The organism is Micromonospora sp. BQ11 (genome assembly GCF_052068135.1).
GTDB lineage: Bacteria > Actinomycetota > Actinomycetes > Mycobacteriales > Micromonosporaceae > Micromonospora.
On sequence record NZ_JBQHDB010000003.1, the window covers coordinates 1 to 14021 of the forward strand.

12 protein-coding genes and 1 pseudogene are annotated in these 14021 nt (G+C 74.3%); 6 read left to right on the forward strand and 7 right to left on the reverse strand.

Annotated elements, in window-relative coordinates; translation table 11 throughout:
* A pseudogene (locus tag ACTMSW_RS07155) lies at positions 1-333 on the forward strand (hypothetical protein); the annotation flags it as partial.
* Between the two features lie 74 nt (positions 334-407).
* Here the strand turns inward: ACTMSW_RS07155 and ACTMSW_RS07160 are convergent.
* A complete protein-coding gene (locus ACTMSW_RS07160) occupies positions 408-1637 on the reverse strand; it encodes an RNA polymerase sigma factor (protein ID WP_441179695.1) in 1230 nt (409 codons plus the stop codon).
* Between the two features lie 2 nt (positions 1638-1639).
* Entirely contained in the window at positions 1640-1996 is a 357-nt protein-coding gene (locus ACTMSW_RS07165) for a YciI family protein (protein WP_441179696.1), read from the reverse strand.
* A 120-nt stretch (positions 1997-2116) separates the two neighbouring features.
* Between ACTMSW_RS07165 and ACTMSW_RS07170 the strand changes: the two genes are divergently transcribed.
* Genes ACTMSW_RS07170 through ACTMSW_RS07185 form a run of 4 tightly spaced genes read left to right on the forward strand, consistent with a single transcriptional unit; the run spans position 2117 to position 5046 of the window.
* Positions 2117-3442: a flavin monoamine oxidase family protein gene (locus ACTMSW_RS07170; RefSeq protein WP_441179697.1), complete on the forward strand. Its 1326-nt coding sequence runs from the start codon at positions 2117-2119 to the stop codon at positions 3440-3442.
* Positions 3443-3469: 27 nt separating this feature from the next.
* Positions 3470-3841: an ArsR/SmtB family transcription factor gene (locus ACTMSW_RS07175; RefSeq protein ID WP_441179698.1), complete on the forward strand. Its 372-nt coding sequence runs from the start codon at positions 3470-3472 to the stop codon at positions 3839-3841.
* Positions 3838-4479 (forward strand): SRPBCC family protein, encoded by a 642-nt coding sequence (locus ACTMSW_RS07180; protein WP_441179699.1) that lies wholly within the window; start codon positions 3838-3840, stop codon positions 4477-4479. The genes ACTMSW_RS07175 and ACTMSW_RS07180 overlap by 4 nt, the downstream gene beginning before the upstream one ends.
* Before the next feature lie 54 nt (positions 4480-4533).
* Complete coding sequence (locus ACTMSW_RS07185; RefSeq protein WP_441179700.1) at positions 4534-5046, forward strand: NUDIX domain-containing protein; 513 nt, start codon at positions 4534-4536, stop codon at positions 5044-5046.
* Between the two features lie 19 nt (positions 5047-5065).
* Here ACTMSW_RS07185 and ACTMSW_RS07190 read toward each other — a convergent pair whose 3' ends face one another.
* The 4 genes from ACTMSW_RS07190 to ACTMSW_RS07205 form a co-directional block, all read right to left on the reverse strand.
* On the reverse strand, positions 5066-5605 hold the full coding sequence (locus ACTMSW_RS07190) for an RNA 2'-phosphotransferase (protein WP_441179701.1): 540 nt from the start codon (positions 5603-5605) through the stop codon (positions 5066-5068).
* 67 nt (positions 5606-5672) lie between these two features.
* On the reverse strand, positions 5673-7631 hold the full coding sequence (locus ACTMSW_RS07195) for an ABC transporter ATP-binding protein (RefSeq protein ID WP_441180180.1): 1959 nt from the start codon (positions 7629-7631) through the stop codon (positions 5673-5675).
* Between the two features lie 70 nt (positions 7632-7701).
* Positions 7702-9132: an ATP-binding protein gene (locus tag ACTMSW_RS07200; RefSeq protein ID WP_441179702.1), complete on the reverse strand. Its 1431-nt coding sequence runs from the start codon at positions 9130-9132 to the stop codon at positions 7702-7704.
* A 55-nt stretch (positions 9133-9187) separates the two neighbouring features.
* The gene (locus ACTMSW_RS07205; protein WP_441179704.1) at positions 9188-10855 is read right to left on the reverse strand and encodes an FAD-dependent oxidoreductase; all 1668 of its coding nucleotides are present in this window, start codon (positions 10853-10855) and stop codon (positions 9188-9190) included.
* A 140-nt stretch (positions 10856-10995) separates the two neighbouring features.
* On the opposite strand from ACTMSW_RS07205, the gene ACTMSW_RS07210 reads away from it, so the two are divergent.
* A complete protein-coding gene (locus ACTMSW_RS07210) occupies positions 10996-13218 on the forward strand; it encodes a hypothetical protein (protein ID WP_441179705.1) in 2223 nt (740 codons plus the stop codon).
* 30 nt (positions 13219-13248) lie between these two features.
* On the opposite strand, the gene ACTMSW_RS07215 is transcribed toward ACTMSW_RS07210, so the two are convergent.
* The gene (locus ACTMSW_RS07215) at positions 13249-13941 is read right to left on the reverse strand and encodes an SDR family NAD(P)-dependent oxidoreductase (protein ID WP_441179706.1); all 693 of its coding nucleotides are present in this window, start codon (positions 13939-13941) and stop codon (positions 13249-13251) included.
* Between the last annotated feature and the right edge of the window lie 80 nt (positions 13942-14021).

A 14021-nucleotide genomic window follows, 5' to 3' on the forward strand; every position in this document is an offset into this window, starting at 1 on the left:
GACATGGACCAGCGCGCCGCCGTGGTCGCCATCGCCACCGCACTGCAGGAGTCGAAGCTGGAGAACCTGGGTCACCTCGGTGAGCGCAACGACCACGACTCGCAGGGCCTGTTCCAGCAGCGCCCCAGCTCGGGTTGGGGCACCGTCGAGCAGATCACCGACCCCGAATACTCGACCCTCGCCTTCCTGAAGGGCCTCAAGCAGGTCGACGGCTGGCAGGACATGCCGCTGACCAAGGCCGCCCAGACCGTCCAGGTCTCGGCCTACCCCTTCCACTACGCCCAGTGGGAACAGCAGGCCGCCGACCTCGTCGCCGAGCACTGGAACAGCTGACCACCACAGACCTTCCTCCAAGGGGGAAACAAGCCGCTGGCCGGCACCCGCACCCGGGTGCCGGCCAGCGGTGTCTAGCGAGCGTCCCCGGAAGACAGTCCCTGGCGGAGCGCGCTCGCGCGGGCGGCCAGGTGGTCACGTTCGGCGGCGTTGTCGGTGCCCTCGGCGGCCGCCCGGTACGCCGACAGGGCCTCGTCGACGCGGCCCAGGCGCCGCAGCAGGTCGGCGCGGACGGCGTGGAACACGTGGTAGGAATCCAGCGCCAGACGGTCCACCACGGCCAGCGCCGCCGCGGGGCCGGCGACCTCGGCCAGCGCCACGGCCCGGTGCAGGGCCACCACCGGCCCGGGGGCGACGGCGGTGAGCTGGTCGTACAGCGTCAGGATCTGCCGCCAGTCGGTGTCGGCGGCGCGCGGCGCGGCGCTGTGCACGGCGGCGATTGCCGCCTGGATCTGGTACGGGCCGGGCCGGTCGCGCCGCAGGCAGCGGCGCACCAGGGCCTGCCCCTCGGCCACGAGGCCGGCGTCCCAGCGGCTGCGGTCCTGCTCGCCCAACGGCACCAGCCGTCCGTCGGTGGTGGTCCGCGCGGGGCGGCGGGACTCGGTGAGCAGCATCAACGCGAGCAGACCCGACGCTTCCGGCTCGTCCGGCATCAGCTCCACGAGCAACCGGCCCAGCCGGACCGCCTCGGCGCACAGGTCCTCCCGGACCAGCCGGGACCCCGAGGTCGCGGTGTGCCCCTCGGTGAAGATCAGGTACACGACGGCGAGCACGCCGTGCAGCCGGTCGGGCAGGTCGGCGTCGCGCGGCACCCGGTACGGGATGCCGGCGTCGCGGATCTTCGCCTTGGCCCGCACGATCCGCTGCGCCATGGTCGCCTCGGGAACCAGGAAGGCGCGGGCGATCTCGGCGGTGCCCAGGCCACCGAGCAGGCGCAGGGTGAGCGCGACCCGGGCGGCCGGACCGAGCGCCGGGTGACAGCAGGTGAAGATCAGGCGGAGCCGGTCGTCGTGCACGGGGCCCTCCTCGGTCGGTTCGTCGGGGGCGTGCAGCAGGGACGCCTCGGCGTGCCGACGCCCCCGGGAGGCCTCCCGGCGTAGCCGGTCGACCGCCCGGTTCCGCGCGGTGGTGATGATCCACCCGGCCGGGCTGGGTGGTACGCCGGTCTCCGGCCAGCGGGCCACCGCCACCGCGAACGCCTCCTGCACGGCCTCCTCGGCGAGGTCGATGTCGCCGAGGAGGCGGACCAGGACGGCGACCGCGCGGCCGTACTCCGCGCGGAACACCGCCTCCACGTCGGGCACGTTCAGTCCTCGGCCCCGCCCTGGAAGGGGCGCACCTCGATGGGCAGCGTGGTGGCCACCGCGTACCGCCGGCCCCATTCCAGGGCGGCGTCGAGGTCGGGGGCGCGGAGGATGGTGATGCCACCGAGGTACTCCTTGCCCTCCGCGAACGGCCCGTCGGTGACCAGCACCTCGTCGCCCTTGGGGCGCAGGACCGTGGCGGTGGACGGGTCGTGCAGACCCTGACCGAAGACCCAGCACCCGGTGTCCTCCAGCTCCCGCCGGATCTGGCCGAGCTCGCGCATCACCCCGGCGAGGAACTCCGGGTCCGGCTGCCCCGGGCCGGCGGGCTGGTGGATGCTGAGCAGGTACTGCCGCATGGCTCCTCCTGGCGCTCGCGGCCGGCACGTACGCCGGCCTCTCATCCTCCACACGAACGGCACCGGCCCGGATCGACACCGCGCCGGGACTTTTTCCACCCGGGTCGGGTAGACCGCCGGGTGCGTACCGACGTGGTGGTGGTCGGCGCGGGGTTCTCCGGGCTGGCCGCGGCGCTGGCGCTGAAGCGGGCCGGCGCCCGCGTCCGCGTGCTGGAGGCCCGCGACCGGGTCGGAGGGCGGGCGCTGACCCGCTGGCTGCCCGACGGGACGCAACTGGACCTGGGCGCGCAGTGGATCGGCCCGACCCAGGACCGGGTCGCCGCACTGGTCGCCCGGTACGGGCTGGCCACCTTCCCGTCCGCGGCGCACGGCACGCCGACGGTGCTGTGGGCCGGCCGCCGGTACGCGGAACCGCCCGCGCCGACCGACGAGGTGCTCACGCTGCTCGACGCGTACGCCGAACGGGTCGATCCGGCCGCTCCCTGGGCGGCGACCGAGGCTCCCGACTGGGACCGGCGGACCCTCGCCGCCTGGCTGCGGGGAGCCGCGCCCGACGCGGTGGCCGCCCGGTACCTGGGGCGGATGCTCGCCGGTGGCCTGCTCGCCGCCGGCCCGGCGGAGGTCTCCCTGCTGCAGATGCTGTTCTACCTGCGCAGCGGCGGCGGCACCGGGGCGATGCTCGGAATGGCCGGCGGGGCGCAGCAGGACCGGATGGTCGGCGGCCCGGGGGTGCTCGCGGACGCCCTCGCGGCGGCGCTCGGCCCGGACACCGTCCGGCTCGGCGCGCCGGTGGAGTCGATCAGCCAGGACCACGGCGGGGTGAGCGTCCGCACGGTCGGCGAGTCGCTGACCGCCGACGCGGTCGTGGTCGCGCTCGCACCGGCCCTGGCCGGCCGCATCCGGTACGACCCGCCCCTGCCCGCGCTGCGCGACGGGCTGACCCAGCGGATGCCGATGGGATCGGCGGTGAAGGTGCACGCGCTCTACCCGGAGCCGTTCTGGCGGGCCGACGGCCGCTCGGGGGTTTCGACCTGCGCCGAGGGTCCGGTCACCGAGACGGTCGACAACGGCACCCCGGACTCGACGCGCGGGGTGCTGACCGCGTTCAGCTACGGCGACGAGGCCAACGCCCTGCGCCGGATGTCACCCGACGCCCGTCGCGACGTGCTGCTCGACGCGCTGGTGGAGATCGTCGGCCCGGATGCGCGGCGTCCCGACGAGGTCGTCGAGTACGACTGGTCGGCCGACGAGTGGACCCGAGGCTGCTTCTGCGGCGCGGTGTCCGTCGGCGCGTGGCGCGCGTACGGGCCGGAGCTGCGCCGGCCGGGCGGGCGGGTGCACTGGGCCGGCACGGAGACCGCCACGCGGTGGGCCGGCTACCTCGACGGAGCGATCCAGGCCGGCGAGCGGGCCGCCATGGAGATCCTTGAATCACCGTTGGCTTAAATAAGGCCACGCTGATATAAAGGTGCGGTGCACGCCTTCGATGTGCTCGGTGACCCCGTGCGGCGCCGGATCCTGGAGCTGCTCGCCGACGGGGAGATGACCGCCGGGGCGCTGGCCGACGTCGTCCGGGCGGAGTTCGGGATCTCCCAACCCGGCGTCTCGCAACACCTGAAGGTGTTGCGGGACAACGGTTTCGCCACCGTGCGCGCAGCCGGTACCCGTCGGCTCTACGCCGTCGACACCCGGCCCCTGCGCGAGGTGGACGAATGGCTCCACCCGTTCCGCCAGTTCTGGACCAACCCGTTGCAGGCCCTCGCGACCGAGCTCGCCCGAGGCCGACGTGAGCGGCGCGGGGGCGACCCGCCCCCCACCGCACCCGAGGAGAGGAACCAACCATGATCGACGCCACCAGCCAGGTCAACGCCATCAGCCGCCGGCTCGGCACACGCACGCTGGAGGCCGGCGAGGCCCGGGTGATGACCATCAGCCAGACGTACGACGCGCCGCTGGAGGACGTCTGGGACGCCTGCACCAACCCCGACCGCATCCCTCGCTGGTTCCTGCCGGTCTCCGGCGACCTGCGGCTGCACGGCAGGTACCAGCTGGAGGGCAACGCGGGTGGCACCATCGAGCGCTGCGACCCGCCGAAGAGCTTCGCCGCCACCTGGGAGATGGGCGGCGAGGTGAGCTGGATCGAGGTCACGCTGGTCCCGGTCGACGACGGTCGTACCCGCTTCCAGCTGGAGCACATCGCCACCGTCGCCCAGGAGTTCTGGGACCTGTACGGCCCGGGCGCGGTCGGCGTCGGATGGGACCTGGGGCTGCTCGGCCTGGCCTCGCACCTGGCCGCCGACGGCAGCGGGGTGACCCCGGAGCAGAGCGCCGCCTGGGCCGCCTCGCCGGAGGGGAAGGACTACGTCACGCGCAGCAGCGAGGCGTGGCGCGAGGCGAGCGTCGCCGCCGGCACCGACGAGGCGGCCGCCCGCGCCGCCGCCGAGCGCACCACCGCCTTCTACACGGGCGACCCGGCGGCCTGACAGTGCGTCTCGTCGCGCGGCTACGGGGGCGGGCGGCGGGTAACGTGCAGCGGCATGACGGGCTCGGCGTACTCGCACTGTTCCTTCTGCGGCGCGGCCTACCCGGCGGACGCCGGGTGGCCGCGGGTCTGCACCACGTGCGGTCAGACGGTCTGGCGCAACCCGCTGCCCGTCGCGGTGGCGGTGCTGCCGGTCCGCACGGCCGACGGCCTGGGCGTGGTCGTCGTCCGCCGGGACATCGAGCCGGCGCGCGGGCTGCTCGCGCTGCCGGGCGGCTTCGTCGAGTACGGCGAGGAGTGGAACGAGGCCCTGGTCCGGGAGCTGCGGGAGGAGACGGGTCTGCTCGCCGACGCGGCCGACGCCGAGCTGTTCGCGGTGCACAGCGCGCCGGCCGGCGGGACCATGATGGTCTTCGGCGAGCTGCCGGAGCGGCCGGCGGAGGGCCTGCCCCCGTCGGCGCCGACCGAGGAGGCGACCGAGTGGCTGGTGCTCACCGAGCCGGTCGAGCTGGCGTTCTCCACCCACACCCGGGTCCTGGCCGACTTCCTCGCCCGCGAGCGCGCCTGAAGACCACCGCGCCTGAACGTCAGGTGGTCAGGTAGCGGGGCGGTACCGCCTCGGTGAGCCAGACGCCGTTGGCACTGCGATGGAAGACGTGACCGTCGCGGGCCATCGCGGCGGCGTCCACGGTCAGCACCACGGTCGACCCCGCACGCCGGGCACCCACCCGTCGGGCGGTCTCCACGTCCGGAGACAGGTGGACGTGGTGCCGGCCGCCCCGGTGCAGGCCGGTGGCGCGGATCGAGTCCAGCGCGGGGGCACTCGTACCGTGGTAGAGCCGATCCGGCGGCGACACGGACTCCAGCCCCAGGTCGACCGGGATCGAGTGGCCCTGATTGGCGCGGATGCGGTCCACCCCGTCCGGCCCGCGCTCGACGGCGAACCGCTGCTTGTCGTTGTCCGCGACGACCGCGTCGAGGTCGGCCCGGTCGATCCGCAGCGCGGCGAGGAACGCCGGCAGCGGCACCCAGCCGGCCCCGTCCGGAGAGAGTCCGAAGCGACCCGGCTCGTGCCGGAGGGCCAGGGACATGCGTTTGCTGAGCCGTACCATCGCGCGGTGATCCACGCTGGCATTCTCACCGGCCGGCGGCGCCGCGGCGAACCGAATTACCGCGTGCGGCCGGGCAGCGCGGTCAGGGCATGGTCGTGCCGTCGGCGTGCGGTGCGCCGGCGAGGTAGCCGCTGGCCTGCAGGTCGAACAGGTCCCTGTAGAGCCCGTCGACGGCCATCAGCTCGTCGTGGCTGCCCTCCTGGACGAGCCGCCCGGCGTCCATCACGAAGATCCGGTCGGCGTGCCGGACGTTGGCCAGCCGGTGGGTGATCAGCACGACCGCCCGGTCCGGACGGCGACGCAGGTGCTGGAACAGGGCGTGCTCGGCCCGCGCGTCCAGGGCGGCGGACGGCTCGTCGCAGATGAGCAGGGCGGCGTCGCGGTAGAGGCCCCGGGCCGCGACCAGGCGCTGCCACTGCCCGCCGGACAGGTCGTGACCGTCGCGGAACTCCCGGTCGAGCAGGGTGTCGTAGCCGTACGGCAGGGCGTCGATCATCTTGTCGGCGGCGGCCGCGCGGGCGGCGTCCCGGACGCTGGGCCCCGCCCGGTCGGGCTCACGGTCGTGCCGCCCGATCCGGATGTTCTGCCCGGCGGTGAAGGGGAACTTCCACCACTCCTGCGTCATCACGGCGACCTGCGCCGCGACCGAGCGCGGATCCAGGTCCCGGATGTCCACCCCGTCCCAGCGGATGACACCGCCGCTCGGCCGGTAGAGCCCGGCGATCAGCTTCGCCAGGGTGGTCTTGCCGGAGCCGTTCTCGCCGACCAGGGCGACGACCTGACCGCGCCGCACGGCGAGACTGACGCCGTCGACGGCCGGACGGTCGGTGTCCGGGTACCGGAGGCTGACGTCGTCCAGCGCGATCACGTCGAAACCGTTCACGGCCCGACCGTCGCCCTGCGACACGCGCGCCTGCGCGCGGGCCAGGAAGTCCCGGTAGTCCTGGTAGTAGAGGGCGTCCTCGTAGAGCGAGTTGGTGGCGACCACCGCGACGCCCAGGCTGGTGCGGGCGGACTGGAGGGCCAATAGCGCGGTGGCCGCCGCGGCGAGCGCGACCATCCCGGTGAGCAGCAGGCCACCGAGGACGGCGTACACGCCGAAGGTGGCGAGACCGGCGACGGTGGCACCGGCGACCCGGGTACCCGTCTGGGAGCGGACCAGGCGCAGCTGGGCTCGGGTCTCGACGGCCATCACGCCGCGGTACTCGGCGAGCAGGAAGTCGCGCATCTGGTACGAGCGCACCTCGGCGGCGGTGTGCCGGTTGGCCATCAGGTGGGCCAGCATCCACACGCGGCGTCGCCGGTTGATCCGGGCCAGCATCGCCAGGTACTCCCGGCGGGCCATCCGGACGGCGGTGATCGCCTGCGGCACCGCGGCGAGCAGCAGACAGGGCAGCAGGAGCGGTTGGATCACGGTGACCGCGACGGCGGTGGCCACCATGCCGACCACGCCGGTGACCAGGTTGACGGTGTGGTCGACGATGTACGCCGCCTCGGCCATCCCCCGGTCGCGGGCCCGGTCCATCTCCTCGGCGAAACCGGCGTCGTCGAACGCGGCCAGGTCGACGGCGGTGGTCGTCTCGAACAGACGCAGCTCGACCTGGTAGTTGATCTGCGGGGTCAGCCGGGCCTGCGCCCACCCGGCGGCGATGGTCAGCCCGCCCCGGGCGGAGACCGCCCCGGCCGCCACCAGCAGCGCCGGCAGGGCGGCGCGCACCCGGTCGGGTGTGGGGCCGGCGGCGAACAGCTCACGCAGGACGCTCGTCGTGGCGAGCAGGCCGAACGTGGTCAGCACCCCGGCGGCGACGTTGAGGCCGATCGAGGCGACGGTGTCCCCCCGGTTCGTCGCCCAGGCCAGCCCCACGGCCTCCCGCACCAGGAGGGGCAGTCGGCGGGCCACCGCCCGGAAGCTGGTGTGGGCGAACGCGGTGGCGTGGTGCATCCACTGGGAGTCCTCCAGCTCGGGCAGCACCGTGCCGGCGTCGGAGGCGGGCTCGCCCTCCGGCCGAGGCGGGTCCGACGGGGGACGGGGGCGGGCCATCGACTCCACGGGCGCTCCTTCTCCGCGTACGGCGACGGTCTAGGAGCGTACTGTCCGCAGTCGAGGCGTGTCAGGTCGTAATCGGCTCCGCGGTCAGCGGAAGGAGCACCCGGAACACGGTCGCGCCGGGGACGGACTCCACGCGAATGTCGCCGTGGTGCTTGCGCACCACGATCCGGTACGAGATGTCCAGGCCCAGGCCGGTGCCCTCACCCACCGGCTTGGTGGTGAAGAAGGGTTCGAAGATGCGGGGGCGCACCGCCGCCGGGATGCCCGGCCCGGTGTCGGCCACCTCGACCGCCAGCCGGTCGGAGTCACGGGCGGTACGCACGGTCAGGGTGCCCTTCTCCCCCATCGCGCCGAGCGCGTTGTCGATCAGGTTGGTCCAGACCTGGTTCAGCTCCGCCGCGTACGCGGGAATCGGAGGCAGCGACCGGTCGTACTCCCTGACCAGCCGGATCCCGGCGGGCGTCTTGCCCTTGAACATGGCCAGAGTGGCGTCGAGCAGATCGTGCACGTCGACGACCTGGTGGGGGGCGCGGTCCAGCTGGGAATACTGCTTGGCCGCGCCGACCAGACCGGAGATGCGGGTGACGGCGTCGCCGATCTCGCGCATCAGCAGCTCGGTGTCGAGGGTGTAGGTGAGCCAGCGGACGGCCGCCTCCAGGTCGGCCGGGCCGACGGTCTCGGCGACCTTGGCCAGCCAGTCCACGTCGACACCGCCGGCGACCAGGGTCGGCGCCAGGTCCCAGCCGCCGCCGACGCCGCGCTCCTCCAGCCAGTCGGACAGCGTGTCCTCGGCGTCGGCGGCGGCCATCGGGCTCAGCTGCGGCGCGTCGGCGACCCGGGCCACCGCCTCCTCCTGCAACGCCACCAGGCCGTGCAGGGCCCGGCCGTCGAGCCGCCCGTCGGCGATCATCGCGAGCTTGTGGCGCATGCCGGCCACCCGCTCGCGTAGCGTGGCGGTGGCCCGGACGGCCGCACCGGCCGGGTTGTTGAGCTCGTGGGTGAGGCCCGCCGACAGCGAGCCGAGGGCCAGCAGGCGTTCCCGCTCCCCGATGATGGTCTGCGAGTCCCGCATGCCGAAGAAGAGGCCCTCCAGCAGGTGCATCGCCATCGGGAACCAGGCGCGTACGGCGTGGGCGAAGTCCTCCGCCGGCAGCACGAAGAAGTCCGCCTCGTCGACCGCCCGCAGCGTGTTGCGGTAGACCTGGTCCTGCTCGTCCAGGTACGCCTGGGTGGCCCCGCCGTACACGCCGCGCTGGTCGGTGCGGCTGACCTCCACGTCGTCGCCGTGGACCCGCCGGCTCATCGCCACCGCGCCGCGCAGCAGCACGAAGAAGCACGTCGCCGGCTCCCCCTCGGCGTAGACGAGGCTGCCGGCCGCCCGCCGCTCGACCCGGCCCTGCTCGGTCAGCCAGCGGAGCTGGACGTCGTCCAGGGATTCGAAGAGGAACAGACTGCGCACCTCGTCGACGGTCAACCGCTCTCCGGTGGTCACTGCGCCTCCTCCGATCGCGACTGCGGGGCTCGCAGGACCGGCTCACTCCTCGCGCTCACTGGGCCTCCAGGTAACGGTGCACCAGCGACACGGCCATCGCGCCCTCGCCGACCGCGGAGGCGACCCGCTTCACCGACTCCGCGCGGACGTCCCCGGCGGCGAACACACCGGGCAGGCTGGTCTCCAGGTGGTACGGGTCCCGCGACAGGGACCAGCCCGGTGGTCGCCGCCCGCCCGCCACCAGGTCCGGTCCGGTGACGACGAAGCCCCGCCGGTCGCGCACCAGCGTGCCGTCCAGCCAGTCGGTACGCGGCTCCGCGCCGATGAAGATGAACAGCCAGGACGCGTCGACGGTGCGGGTCTCACCGGTGCGCGTGTCGCGGAGCGTGAGGCGTTCCAGGTGGTCGTCGCCCTCGCCGCCGGCCACCACGGTGTGCGGGTGCACCTGCACGCTGTCGATGCGGTCCAGCTGGTCGATGAGGTACCGGGACATCGACGCGGTCAGGTCGGCGCCCCGGATGAGGACGTGCACCCGGGTGGCGTACCGGGAGAAGTGCACCGCCGCCTGGCCGGCGGAGTTGGCCCCGCCGACGATGTAGACGTCCTGGTCGACGCAGCTCGGCGCCTCGGTGGCGGTCGAGCCGTAGAACACTCCGCGACCGGTGAGCCCGGCCAGGCCGGGGGCGTCGAGCACCCGGTACGCCACGCCGGTGGCCAGGACGACCGTGTGCGCGGCGATCCGGCTGCCGTCGCCGAAGTCGAGCACCCGCGCCGACCCGGCGTCGGTCAGCCCCACCACCTCCCGGGTGGTCAGCAGCTCGGCGCCGAACTTCAGCGCCTGCCGGCGCGCCCGGTCGGTCAGCTGCGCGCCGGACACGCCCTCGGGAAAGCCGAGGTAGTTCTCAATGCGGCTGCTCTGCCCGGCCTGCCCGCCGGTGGCCCGCCGCTCCACGAGCACGGTCCGCAGGCCCTCCGAGGCGCCGTACACGGCCGCGCCGAGCCCGGCGGGGCCGCCGCCGACGACCACCAGGTCGTAGAAGTCTTCGGCCGGCGCGACGGTGAGCCCGACCAGTGCGGCCAGTTCCGTCTCGGTCGGAGCGACCGCGGTCTTGCCCTCGGCGGTGACCACCAACGGCACGTCGGCCTCGCCGGCTCCGGCGGCGGCGAGCAGCCGGGCGCCCTCCGGGTCGTCGGCGAGCAGCCACCGGTACGGGACGAGGTTGCGGGCCAGGAAGTCGCGGACCGCGAACGACGGCGCGGACCAGCGGTGCCCCACCACGCGCAGCTCGGCGGCGGAGGCGTCGGGGGTGGCCGCCCACGCGTCGAGCAGGGTGTCGACCACCGGGTAGAGCTTCTCCTCCGGCGGGTGCCACGGCTTGAGCAGGTAGTGGTCGAGGTCGACGACGTTGATCGCGTCGATCGCGGCGTCGGTGTCGGCGTACGCGGTGAGCAGCACCCGCCGGGCGGCGGGGAAGAGGTCCATCGCCGCTTCCAGGAACTCCACCCCGGTCATCTCGGGCATCCGGTGGTCGGCGAGCAGCAGGCTGACCTGCTCGCCGCGGAGCTTGATCTCGCGCAGCGCGTCCAGGGCCTCGGGACCGGAGCCGGCCCGTACCACCCGGTAGCGGTCGCCGTAGTGGCGCCGCAGGTCGCGGGCCACGGCCCGGGACACCGCCGGGTCGTCGTCGATGGTGAGGATCACCGGGTTCGCCATGGCGACCATAGAACCACCTGGGTGGCCCGTCGCCCACCCGCGGCGGAGAACTGTGGTTGACCGGCGACCGAACGGGTAGACGACGCCCGCCGCGTGGCGCGGCGGCGGTGGTCGGCGCACGGCCGTCGCACGGACGTTCCGGGGGGCCGATGGCGCGAGGTCCAGCACCGTCCGACGCTCCGTCCCCGTCCGGGGACGTCGTCGAGCTGCGGGTGCACGGGGTCTCCGGCGCGGGTGCCGAACAGGTGCTGGACCGTCCGGACGTGTCGCAGGTCGCCGGGGACCGGTCCGGCGGGTTCTACCGGGTCCGGCCGGGTTACCCGGGCGCCACCGGGTCGGGCGGGGTGCTGGAGGCGTACCGGTGGAACGACCTGCCCTCCGGCACGGCCGTACGGACCCTGTCCCTGGTCTTCCTCCTGCCGTTCATGCTCTGCAACCTCGCGATCTGGATGCGTCCCACGATGGGCGGGTCCCTCGTGTTCAAGGGGCTGTGCCGGCTGGTGGCGTTGACGCTGACGGCCCTGTACGTGCTGACGGTCGCCGGGGCGGCGCTGGACCTGGTGGCCTGGAAGTGCCTGGCCATGCCCACCTGCGTGGCCGGCCGGACCTGGCTGTCCTGGCTGGGTGGGCAGCCGGCCGGGCTGCGGCTGGCGGTGCTGTCGCTGGTTCCGATCGCCGCGGTGGCGGTGGTGTGGTGGCTCGGCGCCCGCCCGGGGAGCGCCTTCGCCTCGTTCCGCGCGCCGGTGGGCACCGAGGGCGGGCAGGAGCTGAGTGTCGTCGGCTGGTGGGACAGGACGCCGGTGGTCGGGCGACTGCGGTCGATCCATGTGGCGGTCGCCTTCGGCACGCTGAGCCTCGTCCTGCTGGTCGCCCGGGCCGGCAACGGCGGCGCGGGCGCGCGGGCGCTGCTCGTGGTGACCGTCGCGCTGCTGGCCACCTGCGCCGCCCTGGTCTGCCCGCACTCGCATATCGACTCGGTTCGGACCGGTCGGGGCGTCGACCGCGTCACCCGGGGCCTGCGGGACGGCTCGTGCGCACTCACCGCGCTGGCGGTCGTCGTGGTGGCGGCGGACCCGGCACCCTGGCCGAGCAGCCGGAGCCTGCCGGGGTACTCCGTGGCGGTCGCCGCGCTCTTCGCGACGCAGACGGGCCTGCTGTCCACACTCTGGGCCGTGGTGCTGTTCATGCGTGTCGGACAGCCCGAGGGTGGAGCCCGGCGCGGGTACGCCGCACCGGTCATCGCCAGCGTCGCCACCGGGCTGGCGATCGCCTTCTCCGCCGAGCTGGTGTACCGGGTGGCGGACCTGCTGGACCGCAACGCGCCCACCGCCGAGCGACTGGCCACCTCGCCGCCCCTGCCGTACAAGTGGGCGATCTTCGGGTTCTTCCTGGCGGTGATGATCGCGCTCGTGGCCGGCGCCGGGACGGTCCTGGTGTCCCGGCCGGGCCGGCGGCGCTCCGCCGCGGCCTCCGTGGCCCGGGACTTCCCGCACGCTCCGCCGGATGCCGCGCCCCGGCTGCGACAGGTCCAGAAGGCCGTCGCCCGGGCGAGCTTCACCGAACGCCTGGAACCCCTCGGCGTGGTGTACGCGTGGCTCGCCGGCCTGGGCATGGCGACCAGCACGGTCGGGCTGCTCGGGGTGTTTCCCGGCGAGGTCGTCGAGCGCCTGACCGGCGTACCGTCGGCCCTGGTGAACTTCGGCGTCCACGTGGGCAGCTACCTCATCGCGGCGGTGCTGATCGCACTGATGGTGGGCGGGCTGTTCGCGTACCGCACGATGGAGTTCCGGCGGTACGTGGGCGTGCTGTGGGACCTGGGCACGTTCTGGCCACGCGCGACGCATCCCTTCGCGCCGCCCTGCTACGCCGAGCGGGCCGTGCCGGAGCTGAGCCGCCGGATCACCTGGCTGGTCGGGCAGGGACACCGGGTGGTGCTCGCCGGGCACAGCCACGGGTCGGTGCTGCTCGCCGCGACGGTGCTGCAACTGCCGCCGGAGGTCAGCCAACGGGTGGCTCTGCTGACGTACGGCTCGCCGCTGCGCCGGCTCTACCAGCGGCAGTTCCCCGCGTACGTGGGTGAGGAGGTGCTGCGCGAGGTGGGCGAGCGGATCGGCTGGCGGTGGCTGAACCTGTGGCGGGACACCGACCCGATCGGCAGTTGGATCTTCTGCCCGCACCGGGTCGGGGAGCCGTCGACGGTGGCCGGGCCGGCCGGCTCGGTGGACCGGCGGCTACGGGATCCGTGGGACGTGGTCGTGCCGCCGCACGACAGCGTCCCGCCGCCGATCCTGGGGCACTGGCCGGGAGAGACCGACCCGCGCTTCGCCGAGGCGGTGCGGGAACTGGCCGACCGGCTGCGCCACGCCGGCTGACCACCCGCTCCGGCCGTCGGCGTCGGCAGGTCACCAGGGGACGGGACGACCGTCGCGGAAGAAGCCGCCGGTGGGACCGTCGTCGGGCAGGTCGACCGCCCAGAGCACGCTCGCCGCCCCCTCGGCGACCGGCCGCCCGCCGGCGCCGCCCATGTCGGTGGCCACCCAGCCCGGGCAGACCGCGTTGACCAGGACGCCGTCGCGGGCGAGCTGCGCGGCGAAGAGCCGGGTCACCGCGTTGAGGGCCGCCTTCGAGACGGCGTACGCGGGGGTGCCGGCGCCCATCGTGGCGAGCGACCCGGCGCCGCTGGAGATGTTGACGATCCGCCGTCCCGCACCGCCGTGGCGCAGCAGCGGCGCCACCTCCTGGCACATCCGGAACGCGCCCAGAGCATTGGTCTCGAACGCCTCGCGTACCGTGCCGAGGTCGGCGTCGAGCGGGTCCTGCCAGGTGTCGTAGTGGATGCCGGCGTTGTTGACCAGCACGTCGACCCGGTCGAGACCGTCGGCGAGGGCCCGGACGCTCGCCGGGTCGGTGACGTCGACCCGCCGGACGAGCAGCTGGCCGGGATCGGGCCGCAGACCGGCCGCGGCCTGCTCACCGGCGGCCGTGTCCCGGCAGCCGAGCACCGTCCGGTAGCCCCGGTCGAGCAGTTGCCGGACCACCTCCAGGCCGATGCCCCGGTTGGCTCCGGTCACCACCGCCGTCCCGCGTTGCGCCACGTCCCGCCTCCTCCGCCGAGGGCGAGCGTAGCCCGGCCCGGGGGCCGCTCCGCGGGTTTCTGTCGCTCTCCGCGCCGGCG

Coding starts and splice junctions, on each gene's coding strand:
- ACTMSW_RS07185 (WP_441179700.1), top strand. CDS start 4,534: ATGACGGGCTCGGCGTACTCGCACTGTTCCTTCTGCGGCGCGGCCTAC.
- ACTMSW_RS07210 (WP_441179705.1), top strand. CDS start 10,996: ATGGCGCGAGGTCCAGCACCGTCCGACGCTCCGTCCCCGTCCGGGGAC.
- ACTMSW_RS07180 (WP_441179699.1), top strand. CDS start 3,838: ATGATCGACGCCACCAGCCAGGTCAACGCCATCAGCCGCCGGCTCGGC.
- ACTMSW_RS07165 (WP_441179696.1), bottom strand. CDS start 1,996: ATGCGGCAGTACCTGCTCAGCATCCACCAGCCCGCCGGCCCGGGGCAG.
- ACTMSW_RS07205 (WP_441179704.1), bottom strand. CDS start 10,855: ATGGTCGCCATGGCGAACCCGGTGATCCTCACCATCGACGACGACCCG.
- ACTMSW_RS07195 (WP_441180180.1), bottom strand. CDS start 7,631: ATGGCCCGCCCCCGTCCCCCGTCGGACCCGCCTCGGCCGGAGGGCGAG.